Origin of the sequence: Sphingobacterium sp. UBA7855 (assembly GCA_002500745.1) — a bacterium.
GTDB lineage: Bacteria > Bacteroidota > Bacteroidia > Sphingobacteriales > Sphingobacteriaceae > Sphingobacterium.
Window position 1 is genome coordinate 213,652 of record DLST01000018.1, and the last position, 16,431, is coordinate 230,082.

Annotated in this window: 9 protein-coding genes; all 9 read right to left on the reverse strand. The window is 44.5% G+C overall.

Features of this window, described 5'->3' with window-relative positions:
* Positions 1–13: 13 nt before the first annotated feature.
* Positions 14–2,032 (reverse strand): aceric acid hydrolase, encoded by a 2,019-nt coding sequence (locus tag B2107_RS17270; RefSeq protein ID WP_293956935.1) that lies wholly within the window; start codon positions 2,030–2,032, stop codon positions 14–16.
* A gap of 7 nt (positions 2,033–2,039) precedes the next feature.
* Positions 2,040–5,441 (reverse strand): glycosyl hydrolase, encoded by a 3,402-nt coding sequence (locus B2107_RS17275; RefSeq protein WP_293956936.1) that lies wholly within the window; start codon positions 5,439–5,441, stop codon positions 2,040–2,042.
* A 152-nt stretch (positions 5,442–5,593) separates the two neighbouring features.
* A complete protein-coding gene (locus tag B2107_RS17280) occupies positions 5,594–8,914 on the reverse strand; it encodes a glycoside hydrolase family 2 TIM barrel-domain containing protein (protein ID WP_293956937.1) in 3,321 nt (1,106 codons plus the stop codon).
* The gene (locus B2107_RS17285; RefSeq protein ID WP_293956938.1) at positions 8,892–11,051 is read right to left on the reverse strand and encodes a trehalase family glycosidase; all 2,160 of its coding nucleotides are present in this window, start codon (positions 11,049–11,051) and stop codon (positions 8,892–8,894) included. Before B2107_RS17285 ends, B2107_RS17280 begins: the two co-directional genes overlap by 23 nt.
* A gap of 131 nt (positions 11,052–11,182) precedes the next feature.
* On the reverse strand, positions 11,183–12,478 hold the full coding sequence (gene fucP, locus B2107_RS17290; RefSeq protein WP_293956939.1) for an L-fucose:H+ symporter permease: 1,296 nt from the start codon (positions 12,476–12,478) through the stop codon (positions 11,183–11,185).
* Between the two features lie 11 nt (positions 12,479–12,489).
* Entirely contained in the window at positions 12,490–12,942 is a 453-nt protein-coding gene (locus tag B2107_RS17295) for a MaoC/PaaZ C-terminal domain-containing protein (protein ID WP_293956940.1), read from the reverse strand.
* 53 nt (positions 12,943–12,995) lie between these two features.
* Positions 12,996–14,081 carry a Gfo/Idh/MocA family protein gene (locus B2107_RS17300; protein ID WP_293956941.1) on the reverse strand — a complete coding sequence of 362 codons (1,086 nt, stop codon included), beginning with the start codon at positions 14,079–14,081 and terminating at the stop codon, positions 12,996–12,998.
* Positions 14,069–15,295 (reverse strand): extracellular solute-binding protein, encoded by a 1,227-nt coding sequence (locus tag B2107_RS17305; RefSeq protein WP_293956942.1) that lies wholly within the window; start codon positions 15,293–15,295, stop codon positions 14,069–14,071. The genes B2107_RS17300 and B2107_RS17305 overlap by 13 nt, the downstream gene beginning before the upstream one ends.
* Positions 15,288–16,430, reverse strand: coding sequence for a CaiB/BaiF CoA transferase family protein (locus tag B2107_RS17310; protein WP_293956944.1), 1,143 nt, complete (start codon positions 16,428–16,430; stop codon positions 15,288–15,290). Before B2107_RS17310 ends, B2107_RS17305 begins: the two co-directional genes overlap by 8 nt.
* Position 16,431: the final 1 nt, after the last annotated feature.

Genomic DNA, 16,431 nt, shown 5'->3' on the forward strand with positions numbered 1-16,431 from the left:
ATAAATTATCGCTTTAAAAAACTGGCATCCAAACGCTCATGTCTCCAAATGTACGGTTTCCCCAAGCAAAATAGGGCACTAAACGTACCGGAACAGTCTCCGGCTTTCCATCAAATGCTTTCCGGTACAGTGAATTCCATTTCGTGCTATTTGTACGATAGGCTTTTCCTTCCAACAAGACAATATCCTGTCCCAAGATATTTTCATTTCTCAGGGCGAACTGTTCACCTTGTTTCATTTTTAGATCAAAGATATTGATGTCCGCAGCCACATCCTGCTTTTCCAGACAATACACAATTGGTCCACGCATGACCGCAACCTGATTGCGGGTTTCCTCGACCAATGGATTTGATTCCATCAAAGAAACATCCATGGGTAACCTAATTTCAATGCGGTCCCCCTTTTTCAGCGGTCCGGCTAAAAGGGCATAGCCTTTCTCGATCGGTGCGTCTACTTTATTCTTGTTTTTCCATATTTCTGCCTTTCCAGCCCAACCCGGTATCCGTAGTTTCAACGTATGATCGGAAGGAAACTCTTTTAAAGTGAAGGTGGCAGTTCCTTCCCATGGGTACCTGGATTCTTGTACAATGCTGATATGTTTGCCTTGGTATCTTGTATTCAATTCATTTCCGCCATACAGGTTGACCGTAACAGCATCTGTGGATAGTCCGTAAGCATAGTTGGCTACTTCTGCAATCGTACGAACAATATTGGGTGGACAGCAATTAGATAATGAGATATAAGGAACCCGCTTTTTCGACCAGCGCTGCTGGAATGGAAGATCGGAGGAGTAACTCAATGGATTGGTATACAAAAATTTGTCGCCATCTAAACTAATCCCTGACAGTACGCTATTATAGAGCGCCAGCTCCAATATATCGATGTATTTTGCATCGCCAGTGAAATTCGCCATGCGCCAATTCCACAACATATTACCAATATTTGCACAGCTCTCATTGTGCGCAGTTAAGTTGGGTAATTGATAATCGCGCCCAAATGCCTGATGGATTTTCTGTACCTCACTGGGATTATAGGAAGTTCCGTCAGGTGAGGTACCATCATACAGCGATCCCAGACCACCAGTAATATACATCTTATGCTTAATGACATCAGCCCAAATTTCAAAAAGGCGGTTGCTCAATGTGGTATCTGCAATCTCGGCACATAAGTCGGCAACTCCTGCATAGAGGTAGCTTGCCCTCACGGCATGTCCCGTGGCTTTATGCTGCTTGCGGAATGGGATACGGTCCTGATTGTCGTCAGTACCATCCTCAATCTCACCTTTAATATCGATCAAGTGCTTGGCAAGTTCCAGGTATTTTTGGTCTTTGGTCGTCCGATAAAGTTCTACAGTACCCATATAATGAGAGGGACAGATCGCGTTTCGGGCCAAGGTCGGATTGGATTTTTTATAAAATCCATACAGGTAGTCGGCGGCTTTGATTGCGATATCCAACAACTCACGTTGTCCGGTCGCCCGATAATGTATACATCCTGCTGTCATCAAATGCCCGATATTATAGGATTCAAAACTCAGCCGATCTTGAAACTCAATATTTTGTCCCGATCGCTGCTGGTCAATTGTCGCCTTGGTATAAATATAGCCATCTGCACGTTGCGCTTTGCGGATAACGGGAATAACTTCATCCAGCATGTGAAGCAGCTTTTTATCTTTTGTCTGGGCATATAGTGCACAGACTGCTTCTAATGTTTTGTAGAAGTCGCCGTCATGAAAAGATGGTCCGCTATGCTCACCCCTTTCCAATCCCGCGGCGATTTCAAAATTACGATAAGCATGGCTAATGGAGGCATCGGTATAAACGTGCCAGAGTTGCGGTACCATCTGCTCATAACACGATTTGGTACGATCCGCCCAAAAGCCTTTCGTCCATTTCACGTCGCCCATATCAACTGCGTTTTGAACAGCATGGGGACTCGACCCCGTATTGGTAATAGACTTTTCCTGGGCCTGGACTTGACAGGCCGTCGCGAAGAAGAGCCCTAGGATCATTAGTTTGTGCTTCGTATTCATGATTTCTTTATTTTGCATCTAACCACAGTAAGTCAACTTTCCCTTGTAATCCGGAAGGTAATAAGCCTTTGAGGAACTTGTCTGACGCTGTTGTCTGTATTTTCTTTTCTACTGTTGTATTCTCTTTTTCATAAAGGAAACGGTTCCCCCATGTATTATAGACCTTGACCTGTACTTTATTATCACCTTGCCGGATAAAATCAGTTACATCGATCTGATAAGGTTTGGTCCAGACAACCCCAGCATATTGTCCATTGACAAAGATTTCTGCCATAGATTCAATGGCCGAAAATTGTAAATGAGCGCGTTGCTTTTCAGCTATTTTTTGGATATGAATGGTCGTTTGATAACTTCCTGATCCAGCATGATATTTAATGTCATCGTCTGCACTGGCTGTCCAAAACTGAGGCTCTTGCTGTTTAATTGCTTGCTTGCCGGATAACCCATCAGCCGTAAATGACCAGGGTCCTGTCAAAGCTGTTTTTCCGGAGTATTGATAGGTCGGTATATCTATTTTTTTATCGCTGGTCAATACAAAGCTAGATTGATACGCATCAAACGATAGTTCGATAACGGTCCTATCGTTGATCACTTTAAACGGTAAAACCGCTAGTTTGTCGCTTACAGGATCGTAACGGTAGGCATATTTTTCTTTTGTCCGTAAGGATAAAGTTGCCTTTTGCGCTAAACTATCTTGATTGGCTACAAAAAGCAAATCACCACCATCGAAACGGCGATGGTTCCAAGAAATATGTGGATTGTGCCCTTCGTTAATCAGCACATCGGGAGCAATATTTAGCGGCTTAAAATCTTTGGCGTTATAGTTTCCCACAAGTACGCGCCCTTTGCCGAATTGCTTAACTTGTACTGTTGTATTTGTCAATGGTTTGAGGTCGCTGAATAATTCTGCTAGCAAAGCGCGATACTGTTGTGCTTTTTCGTCCGTCAATTTGCCTCGCCATGTCTGTGGTATATCTTGGAATAGTACTGTAGCTCCAGCATAAATAAGCGTACGCAAGCGTTCTAGCGTACGAAGGGAATATTGGCTACCATTCGGATTCAATGCAGTTTTACCTGGCATCACCAGAATAGCATAAGCAATATGTTTCGCAAAAATCACTTTACCGTCGTGCACCCTAGCGTGGTTCCAAAGCGCATCGGGATTGAAGGAATCGTAGGCATAGCCGCGAAGTGGATCGACCCAATCTTCGGGTCGATACATATTGGCACTTGTCGTGACACCCGCAACTTTTTGCAAAGGTAAGCCGACATTCGTCAATAAAGAATCTGTCCGATGAACACGGGCTTCACCAATAATACCGGGCAAGACATCGATCAAAGCACTTGGAAGTACAGACCTTCGTGGGATCTCTTCACCAATAAACACCGCTACGTCTCGTACGGGTACTCCATATTGCAGTAGCTGCTGTGAACGGATCGCGTAATTAACCCATTCTTTGCCAGGCTTCCACCAGGTTTGATCGCGCTGAAAATAGGTTCCGATACCATCCATGGTCATGCCTGGCTTGCGGTTCATCCAGGGATTATGCACATACACATGGTAGACCAGATTGTTGATCCCTAGGGCGTAATTTCTATCCTGCAGACTTTTGAGGAGTCGAGGATGTTCGTCCCATTGGGCCCGAATCTGGGTAAAGGCTTCGGACATCGTCACCTGTTTACCATAGACATGGCTTCCCGAAATGGCATCCAAGATGTCCGAAGGTTTATCGTGTGATGGGCTTCTGAACCAAAATTCACCCATTGGACGGTCGGTTGAAGCAAAATGTGCCAAACCATCACCGGCCATCACAGGAGCAGTCGCTTCTGCTGTAAATTCAACACCGTATTCATCCGCTTTTCGACGCAATGTCGCATAGCCATTCTCTTGCAGCAGCTCGCTGATCGTTTGTCGGTAATCTTGCAAAAAGGCTTCGGAATCTTCCACACTATTCACAAAACAACCTGCTAAAACCGGGAGATAGTTCGTCAGGTCATAGCCCCGGCGTTTTAAAAACTCATCCGGAAAACTACGGGTCCAGTTTTGACTACCACATTCCCAAGAATCAATATGAAATACTGTGAGGACTTCTTTAGATAATTGCGGATCCACCTGTTTTTTAGCTGCCCCGAACCACTGGTCAAATTGAAAAGCGACAGTAGCTGCGTCCAACTTATCACATTCTAGGCCCTTTCCTGCACCAGCAGTTTCATTTTTATGGCCAGTAGAGGTATGTCCCACCCGTAATATTTTCCACCTTCCTGCAGGTAATGTCAGGTCGACACGACCCGCTTGATCCGGCTTAGGCAAACGGATAAGCTGTTGCTGTCCAATAATAGCTTCCGGCACAACAGCGCTTGGGTCGGACTTTTTGCCAACACGCCATATTTCACCTGTCTTACCTTCGATCTGATGAACCTGCGCTTCTTCAAACAGACTGATACCATTCAATTTTAGGGAAGGCTTCCATTTACCAGAATCAAGGTCTTCGGCTCCGGGCTCACTTACTGTTGGATCGTATACGAAGCGAAAATATTTCGCTTTGGTGTAGGGGATCAGATGTGTTACACCATTATCCCAATCCAACCAGCCCATTCTTGGGGATTCTAATTGTGTAATCTTCCAAAAATTTAAGCCATCATCGCTGGCCCAAACTTGCAAACGGTTTGCTTGGTAATTGGATGCTGTCCATTCAATTTTCAATGAATTGCAAGGGAAAGGGTGTTCGAAAGCATATTGGATCCATCCTGCTGCAGCTGCCGCAAAATTTTGTTTGTTGCCTCTTTCAGCCAATCGTTTTAGATCTTCGCCATAGCTATTGGATACGTGGACCTTCTCCGTAAAGCTTTTTCGCGGCGAATGTGTCAGTGGCAGTGCAAATAAGGCAATATCTTCGTAATAGCCTTGTTGGGCTTGTGGTTGTGGCAATTGAACATTGCGCATCCGCTCGCCCTTGCTATCGATTACGGTATCGACATGCACGACTTTCTGCATCGACTTCTCTGGACTGATCCATGGTCCCCCCGCGGTTGCAAATCCATCATTGGGCAATAAAGCTATTTTTACCCCATATTTTTTTGCTTCGTCGACGATATATTTGAACATATCCCACCATTCGGGTGTCAAAGACTCTGTTGGCGGATTGAAAAGCGGCGGATCAGTTTTCCCCTTAATAGGGGCCAAATATGCTCCTTTTATGTTGTTATCCGCCATCGCTTTCAAATCTGCTGCAATCCCTTCCTTGGAGTAACTGGCATGCATAAAGTACCAAAACACCCAAGGTTTTGCCTGTTCAAACGAACGCTGATCCAAAGGAACTAATGCCGTTGGAATACCTTTAATCTGTGCACTGCTGTTCAAACAGCCAAAAAGAAGACTTGTCCCTAATAGCAACTGAATCCTCGTCATATCTTATCTTGTTCTTTAAAGCTATCCAAAAGTTTGGACAGCCTATTTCTTTCACTTTTAAATTTATCTCCCTTATTGCGTCATTTCAACTAGTCGACACCTACAGGGTTTAACTTTACTTACTGGATATCTTCCTGCTAATCTTCATTTATTTAATTAGATTTTACAAAATCCTCGATCGATTGCTTCAAATCTGTTGGAATCAAATAAAAGGAATAATTGTAGTCTTGTGCCGGAATTTGATATTTCCCCAACGGTTGCGACACATCTGTCCAGGTATCATTTCCGCCAACACCCATCTGTTTTAAATCGACATTTAAAGTGATCTTATCTTCTTTTTTCAATTTAAACCAGTGTTTTGCTTCGACGATTGCTTTTTGTGAATAAGACCATGCACTCATATACAGCGGCTGCTCGCCGACAACCAAAAGACCTGCATTTTTATTTTGAAGGTGCATCCAACGCACGTCCATCCGATTTCCGTTTTCCTGTGGATAAAGGTAATGCTCCATGAATTGATCGATGTTCATGTGATAGACACCAAGGTCAAAACCATAAGCACGATCAGGATAATTCTCCATCGGCCCTAAGCCATAGTATTGGATGTCTTCAAATGTCGGATTGATACCCATTTGGAGCCCAACTTTTGGGATATTAGGTAATCCAGCCTTCACCTGCAACTGGTAGTTTACTGACACAATACCTGGATTTTTCACCGTATAGATCACTTTTACCTGTGCAGAATCAGCTGCAAGGGCGTACAGTGTCTGTATTTCATACCCTTGATCTTTTTCCTGCGCGTTTACCGACACTACTTTTGGTGTGCCATACCAGTATTTTAGTTTTTTCTCCGGTTTCCAGCCCCGGCGGTCATTGTCCGTAGCCGGCCGCGTAAAGTTTGGGCGAATGGCATCTTTGATTATTTCCTGTCCCTTGTAATTAAACGCAGTCAAACTTCCGGTTAATTTGTCAAAGCTGACCTGAAATGTCTTGCCTGCGATATAATACTTATCGGTAGTTTCTGTCTTAATCAGCTTACCTCCTTTATCAGGTAAAGGTCGGATGACATTGGATTGTTCCAGCAAGCGTACTTGGGATGAAGAGACCACAAATCCAACTGGTCCCCATGCTGTCGCTTCCCGTAAACGAAATTGAATATCGAGCTGATATTCCTGATCTGCGGCACGCTTGAAAGGTAAATATTTGGCAAAGCTTACCTGTGCAGAATCGCCTGCGGCCAGATTCATGGCCGATATCGGCACTTCTTTTACCAGCAGCCCATTTCTGCGGAATAATAAGACAGCATCATAATGATTTAGGTTGAGCACCGCTGATCTATTTTTGACTTGTACCGTGGCCTTTTCTGGATCAACCAAAGTGACTTCTGCAGGCTGATAGATGCGCTTATTTTCGTACATCGCCGCTTTTGGACGTCCCCAAGCGTCGGTAATGCCATTCAGGCTAAAAGCGCCATTATGCACCTTTTCACCAAAATCGCCACCATAAGCCAGCACTTTACCATAAACGGAATCTTTGCGAATCAAGGCCTGATCCTTATAGTCCCAGATAAAACCACCGATCAAACGGGGATGGGCACGAAAGATATCCCAGAAATCACGAATGTTACCGGTCGAATTGCCCATGGAATGGGTATATTCAACAAAGAGAATAGGCCGATTATCACCATTATTTTGATTTAGTAAGAGCGCGGGGGTGAAAATGCCCGGATAAAACCGCGACACGATATCGACATAATATTGATCCTTTACATTTTGAATCCGATGCGCGTGATCGTTGGATTTTGGATAACGAGAATCTGAAGGGTCAATATAGCCCGGCAACTGATGGCTCCCCATAGCTGGTTCGTAATGTACAGGACGTGTGATGTCGAAATCATGGATCCAGGCAGCCATCGCGGCTGTATTCGGACCTCTTCCAGATTCATTTCCCAACGACCAGATGATAATGGAAGGATGATTCTTGTCCCGTTCCACCATGCGTGTGACACGTTCCTGAAGTGCCGCCAGCCAGGCCGGATCGTTCATCAGCTTTCCTCCTAGACCATGTGTTTCCATATTGGCTTCATCCATCACCATAATACCATAGCGGTCACAGAGTTCATAGATATAAGGGTCATTGGGGTAATGTGAGGTCCGAATCGCATTAAAATTAAATTGCTTGATCTGACGAATATCCGCTTCCATATCTTCCCGTGTCAAAGCCTTCCCACGTTCGGGATGGTGATCATGACGGTTGACACCATAGAGGTAGGTCGTTTTACCATTGATCAGAAGTTTGCTATCGTTTGGAGAGAAAGCGATGCTCCGAAATCCTACTTGACAGGTCTTCGCTTCGAGCAAACGATTTTCTTTGTCGTAAAGCGTCAGTACCAAACGGTAGAGATTAGGTTCTTCCGGCGACCATTTCTTTGGATTTTTCAGCGTTGTTTCCATTAGTCCAAACTTCACATTGTCCAATCTCGGATAGATTTCATCAACGATAGCCGAAGCATCTTTTTCTAATGGTTTGTCGAGAATAGGTTTATTCTTGCTATCATACAGCTGTGCTTTTAGCGTAAAACCGTTGATGCTGTCGCCTGAAAAATTATCAACTTTTGGACGAAGCGAGAATTTGGCATCTTGATAATCAGCATCTAAAGTTGCCTGCCAATGAAAATCAGCAATACGAACTTTTGGCTCGGCCATCAAAAATACCTCGCGGTGAATACCGCTCATACGCCAATGATCCTGATCTTCCAGGTAGGAAGCATCGCTCCAACGCAGGACTTGGACAGAAATACGATTTTTACCTTTTTTAAGGTAAGGTGTCGCATTGAACTCGGATGGTAAACAGGAATCTTCCGCATAGCCTACGTAGTTGTCATTAATCCACAACTGATAAGCTGAAATAACCCCGCCGAAATGTAAGGTGATATTCATTCCATCCCAGGATTCGGGCAATTCGAATGTTTTTTGATAAGACCCGACACCATTGTACTCTTTGGGAATGCGCGGCGGATCAATTGGACTAAATGGATAGACTGCCGAACGGTAAATGGGGATATCATAACCTTTCATTTCCCAATTGGAAGGGACCTGTATTTTGTCCCAGCCTTTGACTTCGGATACATGAAAATTTTGAGGTGCATCGGCCGGTTTAAAGGCAAATTTAAAATCCCATTCGCCATTTAAAAAGAGCATTCGTTTATTGCTTGCCCGGTCATTCTTCAAAGCTTCTTCCACTGTCGCATAGGAATAGCCCGTGGCACGTGAGGGATCCCGATTGATCGATGTAATCATCGGATTTTCCCATGGTGCAGCGATTTGTCCATTCGGCACTGGCGGGATAACCGCAGGTTTTCCATCAACCGTTTGTGCCTGTACCGAAATTACTGACAATGACAACAACAGGGCAACACCCAGCTTGGATACGACTATTTTTTTATATAACCTAGTTTTTGTAATCAACTTCATATGCTATTCCTTTTTCCAAGACGAGCTCATAGTCGTACCCTGAAATATGTTTTACTTGGCCTTGTTTTACACGTGGAACTGTTTTGCTTTGCAACTTGAGCTTTCCTGTTCCAATAGGCGATTTAATCTTGATTTTATTTTTTGACACGTAAAGTTCGATCTCACCCAGAGGTGTGGGCACCTTTCCTTCCATCCATTCCAGCGATGCCAGATAGGGTCTGATTTCATACTGTGCATAGCCCGCCGCTGTAGGTTGCACACCAAGATAGTACTTACCCAGCAAATAGATCGGGCTCGCTCCCCACGAATGACAAAGGCTCTTGCCAAAATCTCTTCCATACATCGCATAGTGCTCGGCTCCTTTTTTCGCTGGATTGAATTCTTCCCAGAAGGTCGTCGCACCAAGTTTTAGCATACCGCCCCAATAGTCTTTCATCTCTTTCATCACATAGTCCTTTTCACCAAGTTCACACAAAGCTTCAAGTTCATAGTAGCGCATATAAGGTGTGGTAATCTGTTGCACTTGATCATTTAACAAGACATTAGCCTTCACGCCTGCCTGTTGCTGTTCATTCAGATAATTAAAGAAAATCGCAAACATATTGCTGTAGCGTGTCACATTATCGGTTTGCTTACCATCAATACGGCTATGTGCAAAGGCCTTTTTCTGATCATTCCAATAATAGGCAAATAACTTATCTTTGAGTTGTTTCGCTTCTTTTTGATAGTGCCGGTTGTCTGTCGGTTCACCAACCAAATCGGCACACATCGCCATGGTTTCGAGACTACGGCAAAGCAATAATTGTTCAAAGCTAACTTCACCTTGCTTGCTGAGACCTTCGGCCCAGTCAATAAATACCCAATCGCCAGCTAAACCTTTCATCAAACCATCACTATTTCTTCTATCCAGACAAAACTGCATCAGACTTTTCATTCGTGGATAGATGCCCGCTATAAATTCCTTATCACCGGTATAGCGGTAATAATCGGCAATACTCAAAAACCAATAGAAGGTATAGTCCATGATGGTGTTGATGTGGCTGATCGTCGGTTCTTTACCCCGTAAGGCTAAAATCGTTCTTTTGACGGACTCGGAATCAAAACCCAAATAGTAATTCATCGCATAAGATTGGTAGGCATCACCGCTCCATATCCAGCGATCGCGTTTGATACCGTCAATGAAAAACTCACGTGTGGTTAGCTCCATGGTATATTTGGCAACATCCCATATCTTGTTTAATTCATTGTCTGAACTGCGAAAGAATCCGCGATCTGCAACAGGTAAGTATTCGTACTGCATGGATACCTGGTCGAATTTCACCGTTCCTTCAGGTTCCAGGTAGACAAAACGGAAGGCTTTGGAAAGGTCGAGTGTACTGTCCTGTGGTTGTTGGTTGTGTACCTCAAGTAAATCGATGGTCTCGCTGGTTTTCGTCGAAAGTGCTTCTTCACGGGATTCGCCATAATAGATGTTCAGGCGACCTGTCCCCACCAGCTTATGCAGGGTAAGAAAACCAAATGTATTTTTTCCGAAATCAACCAAGAGACCTTTACCTTGCTTTTCTTGCGAATGCGCTTGCTTTGGCTTAACAGGCAATTTAAATGCGGATGGGCGAACTGTTGGTCCGTTAAAGTTCCATTTACCAGCCTTCACATAGGTTGTTCCAGATTGATCAGATGCTTTACCTGTCTCGTCTATCCATTCCTTATCTTCATACGTTACGTTCCAGTCACTATCCGTCGTTACGGTGTTTCCAGCTACATACAGCGCCGGCACGTTCCCCTGGTTATAGACTTTGACATTGATCTTTTGCTTTCCTTTTTGAAGCTTCACCTTATCGGGTGTCCCATGAAGCATTTTTCCATTGATCTTCACGTTATACTTACCTTCGGCATAAATACGGATTTCCTCCGCTGCCGGCAAGTCAAATTCTTTACTGAATTCGACCAGCACATAGTGACTGTCCATCTTCCAGAAAGGCGGGAAAAATGTACCTCTTTCGGTGCGGCGATTTTGCATATCGTTGCTCAGCCAGACCTCATAATCTCCAGGATACCAGATCCAGGTACTTACCTGTTGTGCAAATGCTGTCGTTGTCGCAATTAAACAACCTATAATTAAAATAATTTTATTCATATTCGAATCATTGTTAATCAATTCACTAACACCAAAACCAATGTTAACTTCGGCGGTATATGTGTTTTTCACTAGTAAAACACGCGCTATATTTTTTTAATTGCTCACTAAAATACACGCTGAGACACAACTTAGGCTTTTGCCGGTTTATATCCTTTCAGTGCAAACCATAAAATAACGAGATAACAAACCAAGGGTACACTATAGCCAATCGGTGTATTATCATGTACAGCATCAATAATATTTCCCGTTACAAATGGAAATACCGCGCCTCCGACAATGGACATAATTAACCAAGAAGAAGCCTGTTTCGTCTCATTCCCTAGTCCAGCAATACCTAGTGAGAAGATCGTTGGAAACATAATTGACATAAAGAAGCCAAGTCCACCTAGTGCATACAAAATGATCATACCTGTACCTGAAATGGCTACAGTTGCCAATATAGCGCAACAAACAGCATAAATAGCCAATAAACGCTGCGCGGTCGTATAACGCAACAATAGGGTACCGACGAAACGTCCGCCCATAAAGAGCAAACCATATACACCTAGGAAATACCCCGCAGTCTTCTCATCGACACCGGCTCCCTGCTGTGCCATACGAATAAAAAAACTGGTTACACAAACCTGTGCTCCAACATAGAAAAACTGTGCGATTACAGAAAAACTCAAGTGCTTGTGTCGAAGTACAGTAAATAAGCCAGTCTTTTTCTCTTTATCTCCTTCGACTTTATCACCTTGTATTTCAGGTAGTTTTATAAATAAAAAGATGAGCGCTACAACAACTAGGATTAATCCTAATATCAAATAAGGCATTTTTACGGAAGACGCTTCATGGAGCAGGTATGCTAAGCGACTGCTCTCTGTCATAGCCGCCAGTTCATTTTCTGAATAGCTCGTACCCGACAAAATAAAGGTCGTACCTATCACTGGTGCCACCACTGCTGCCAACCCATTAAAAGAGGCCGCCAAATTAAGGCGGTGGGTTGCCGCTTCGGGCTTGCCCAAAACTGCAGCATAGGGATTAGCCGCTGTTTCTAATAAAGCTAGTCCACAACCAATAATAAATAAAGCCAGTAAAAAGAGCTCATACATCCGGTGATCTGCCGCAGGGAGAAATAAAAATGCGCCGACGGAAAAAGTCAGCAGTCCGATAATAATAGACAGCTTATAACCCCACCTGCGTAATATATAACCTGCCGGTAGAGCCATAATAAAGTAAGCGAAGAATATTGATGTATCTACCAGTGCTGACTGGCTATTATCCAACTGACAGGCTTTCTTCAAATGCGGAATCAGAATGCCATTTAAATTATGAGCCATACCCCATAAAAAAAACAGACTGACAATCAGAACGAAAGCAAGCAGGTAGCGCTTATTAGACAATGTCTCGGTTGATTTGATCGATGATTTTGTACCAATTTCCATGTCCCTATCAGTTAAGTTGACGCTTCTTTGCGTTTTGCCAGCAGGATATGGTCTGCAACCAGTACGACTTCAGCATGTTGATTGATAATCTCCACATGTTCAACTACGGTACCGAACTCCGGATTTTTCGCAGCGGATTTTTCCGAAATAGTCACTTCAGCACGAATGGTATCGCCAATAAACACAGGCTTGACAAAACGAAGGCGATCGTAGCCTTTGGAAAATGCTTCCGGATTAATAACTGAGGCCGTCAGTCCGATACCAATCGCAAAGATCATTGTTCCGTGCGCGATGCGCTGTCCAAAAGGTTGGGTCTTGCACCATTCCGCATCGAGATGATGTGGAAAAAAGTCGCCTGTATGTCCAGCATGAACAATAAAATCTGTTTCGGTAATCGTACGCCCCAATGTCGTCCGTTTGTCGTTTAATATATAGTCTTCAAAAAAAATCGATTCAAAATGCATATTGTTTAATTTATGTTTATAACCTCTAGTTCCTACTCGCTGATCTCCAATCTTTATTTTCTAGTCTCTACGATAGGTACACCGCCCTGAGCACTGCTTTTATAAGCAGCCTCCACGACGGCCATGGTCTCGATAACATCCTCCACCGCCGCCGGTAACACAGCAATTTCGCCCAGTTTAAAGCGCATCAAGCTACCCATACTACCGATAAAGGCATCGGGGAACCAAGTCCCTTCGATCGGGAATTGTACCCACTCCGGCTTACTACCATCGGTCGGTTTAATGCAATATTCAAATACATCGGGCACGCCGTGCGGATAATCCATCAATAAGCCCATTGTAGCTTTGATCGCTCCTTTAGTCCCTTCCCATTTGATGTAACTTTCTTCGTTGTGCGGTCCAAATTCATGGTCGTGATTGGTATTAACCACCGCGTGCATAGTATCCCCATAATCAAATAACAAGGTTGTCCGGCTCGAAGATAGCTCTTTGGCTGGATGCTTCAAGGTCTTGGCATAAACCGATGCCGGTGTACCCAAAAAAGAACGGATCAGGTCTATATAATGCACGCTATGGTACAGTATTTCCAAACGCGGATGCACCATCACGTGTGGAAAAAGCTGCCAAGGGGTATGCACGGCTACGCGCACCTCCATATCGTAGAGTTCGCCGATGTAGCCCTGATCGATCAGCCAACGAGCCGCATTGACAAAAGGCGCCTGACGCAACTGACAGTTGATCGCAGCCACCAAACCCTTGCGCTGGCAGACCTCCAAGATTGCCTGGCTATCGGCATAGTAATCGCCCATCGGCTTTTGGATCAATACCGCTGCTCCATCGGGCAAAGTCTCTAAGGTTTCGATATAGATATTCGGCATAGTCGTCATATCGTACACCGCATTTTCGGGTGCCTGCGCGACGGCATCCGCCACCGTATCGTACACATTCGGAATACCGAACTCCTGTGCCAATGCTTCTGCTTTCGCCCTTGTACGATTGACAATACCATGCACATGAAAGCCGGCCTTACGATAAGCCGGGAGATGTGCATCTTTCACTATACCGCCTGCGCCTATTATAATAATGGGCAAAGACGTTTGGGGTAATATGGTTTTATATTGAATGTCTATCCTATCCATGTATTTAGTTTTTTCTGTGCTTTAGTCAATAATGAAAGACTACTTTCCTCGGAATTAATCGCTGCTATGACGGTCTCATCAATGATATGTGCAATCTGCGGCCAGTTGGCCAAGCGCGGTAATGTACGTGCAGTATCATGCAATTCAGCCAATTTATTATAAAAGGGTATCATCTGATTGATTTCGGAATCATACCAGGTGGAGTAACGACAGCCTACTCCTCCTTCGACAGTAAGCAGCTTATCTTGTTGGCGTCCGACTGCAAAACGTATAAAGTCATAAGCCAACTGCTTATGACGGCTACCTTCTGGGATTGCATACAACCAATACACATTTAATGAAGGAGACATTCCCCCTTCTGCTGAAGGAATGGCTGCTACATCTACCTTACCTTGCACTGCCGACGCCGCATCAATTTGTGCCCAGGATGCAAATCCAAACCAATTGACCATCATGGCTACTTCTCCCCGCGCAAAGGCGGCACCGGCCTGCACGGATTCATAATTGGCCGATTCGGGGTGCAATCCCCTATTCTCTTTAAATAACCCTCTATAAAAATCCAATGCTTCTACAGCCAATGGCTGATCCAGCTTAACAGGTATCTCTCCTTGCTGCAAATCGCCTCCACGGGACCAAAGTTGAATACAGAAATCGAATACTGCATTGTGTCCATCTGGATAACCGGCAAACACGGTTCCGTACAGGTTATCTTCCGGACGGGTAAAAAATGTGGCAACGGTTAAAAAATCAGTCCAGGTTGTTGGAACAGCCAAAGGCTTTCCGTAAAGCGCGTGAAAACGGTTCTGCTCCTGTGGGTCATCGAACAGATCTTTCCGGAAGACCAGGCATTCAGGACCATCATGAAAAGGTAAACCAAACACTTGTCCATCAAAACGTTGTAAAGCCTGTAAACTTTCGGGCCATGCACACTCCGCTTCTTCGGGTGGATATTGATCGAGCATAAGATCGAGATTAGCTAAACCTTTCGTATCGTAAGCACGTGCGATCCAATCGGTATTGATATGGACAATATCCCAATCACCATTATGAAGGCCTTGGTTTTCAAAGAAGGCTGCTGTCAATTCCTCTAAATCTAATGGAACAAACTCTATCTCCATATCCGATGGATATAGCTCCTGATAAGCCACCCAACATTTCTCCAGGGCACGCTCAAAGGGGTCGAATTTCCGGACAGCAAAACGTAACTTATCCATACAGTTCCTCCAGTATTTTAGCGGTGTGCTCACCTAATTTGGGCGAACCTTTTGTCGCAGTCAAACGCTCGCCATCGATACGAATCGGACAACGGGTGGTCTCATAATGGAAGCCGTCGCCCATCGTTACTTCCTGTAGCATGTCTAGCACTTTAAAAGCATCGTGCTCGGTCAAACGGCGCCAATCCAATACATCGGCACACCAGATGTCTGCTGCTTCCAGTATTGCCAACCAATGCGCCGTCGATGCTGTTGCCAAGTGTTCCGTTAATATCGCTTTAATGGTATCTCTTTCGCGGAAAGCCTGTTCACCGTCCGCGAAGCCTTCCAGCGCTGTGCAATCTAATAACTTGGTAAGAAAAGGAATAGAGCCCATAGCAAGTGCCAGAAAACCATCTTGGGTACGATAAACGCCATATGGCGCAGCCAAATATGCATGTGCATTGCTCACCTCGCTACGTTGGGGTAACAATTTACCATCACGAAAATAGGTTGTGACAGCCTCAAATTGTATATCTACAGCAGAATCCAACATGCTAACATGCACGTGTGCCCCCATTTGGTGTATCGCACGACGATACAGGCAAGCCAAGACGGCACTACATAGATTCGAGCCGGCAAACATGTCCACAATGGAAAGTCCCATGGCCACTGGACCATTATTTGCGTCGCCGCTCAACCAGGTCATCCCGGTAAGTGATTGCAAGAGTAAATCCTGTCCAGGTCGTTTCACCCAAGGTCCTTCTTTTCCATACCCTGAAATTTCTCCATAGATCACCGTCGGATTGATCTCTCGGACACTTGCATAGTCAAAGCCCAAACGTTCCATGACACCTGGACGAAAATTGTGCAGCACCACATCTGCCCGCGCGATTAAATCACGTATGATCTGTTTGTGGGATTCACTTTTTAAGTCCAACACCATACTTTCTTTATTCCGATTAATGGCATGAAACACCGTTGAAGTACTATTGAGTATGGTATCCGAGGTATATAATTGCCTGCAAATATCACCCGTCTCTGGTTTTTCTATTTTTATCACCCGCGCACCTAAGTCGGCTAGCCGTAAACTTGCTAATGGGCCGGATAAAAATTGACTAAAGTCGACTACGGTATAGCCTGCTAATGGTAACATA

Excerpts from the sequence above, each read along its gene's own strand:
- B2107_RS17305 (WP_293956942.1), bottom strand. The coding sequence starts at position 15,295 with ATGGATAAGTTACGTTTTGCTGTCCGGAAATTCGACCCCTTTGAGCGT.
- B2107_RS17270 (WP_293956935.1), bottom strand. The coding sequence starts at position 2,032 with ATGAATACGAAGCACAAACTAATGATCCTAGGGCTCTTCTTCGCGACG.
- B2107_RS17295 (WP_293956940.1), bottom strand. The coding sequence starts at position 12,942 with ATGCATTTTGAATCGATTTTTTTTGAAGACTATATATTAAACGACAAA.
- B2107_RS17280 (WP_293956937.1), bottom strand. The coding sequence starts at position 8,914 with ATGAAGTTGATTACAAAAACTAGGTTATATAAAAAAATAGTCGTATCC.
- B2107_RS17275 (WP_293956936.1), bottom strand. The coding sequence starts at position 5,441 with ATGACGAGGATTCAGTTGCTATTAGGGACAAGTCTTCTTTTTGGCTGT.
- fucP (WP_293956939.1), bottom strand. The coding sequence starts at position 12,478 with ATGGAAATTGGTACAAAATCATCGATCAAATCAACCGAGACATTGTCT.
- B2107_RS17300 (WP_293956941.1), bottom strand. The coding sequence starts at position 14,081 with ATGGATAGGATAGACATTCAATATAAAACCATATTACCCCAAACGTCT.
- B2107_RS17285 (WP_293956938.1), bottom strand. The coding sequence starts at position 11,051 with ATGAATAAAATTATTTTAATTATAGGTTGTTTAATTGCGACAACGACA.
- B2107_RS17310 (WP_293956944.1), bottom strand. The coding sequence starts at position 16,430 with ATGTTACCATTAGCAGGCTATACCGTAGTCGACTTTAGTCAATTTTTA.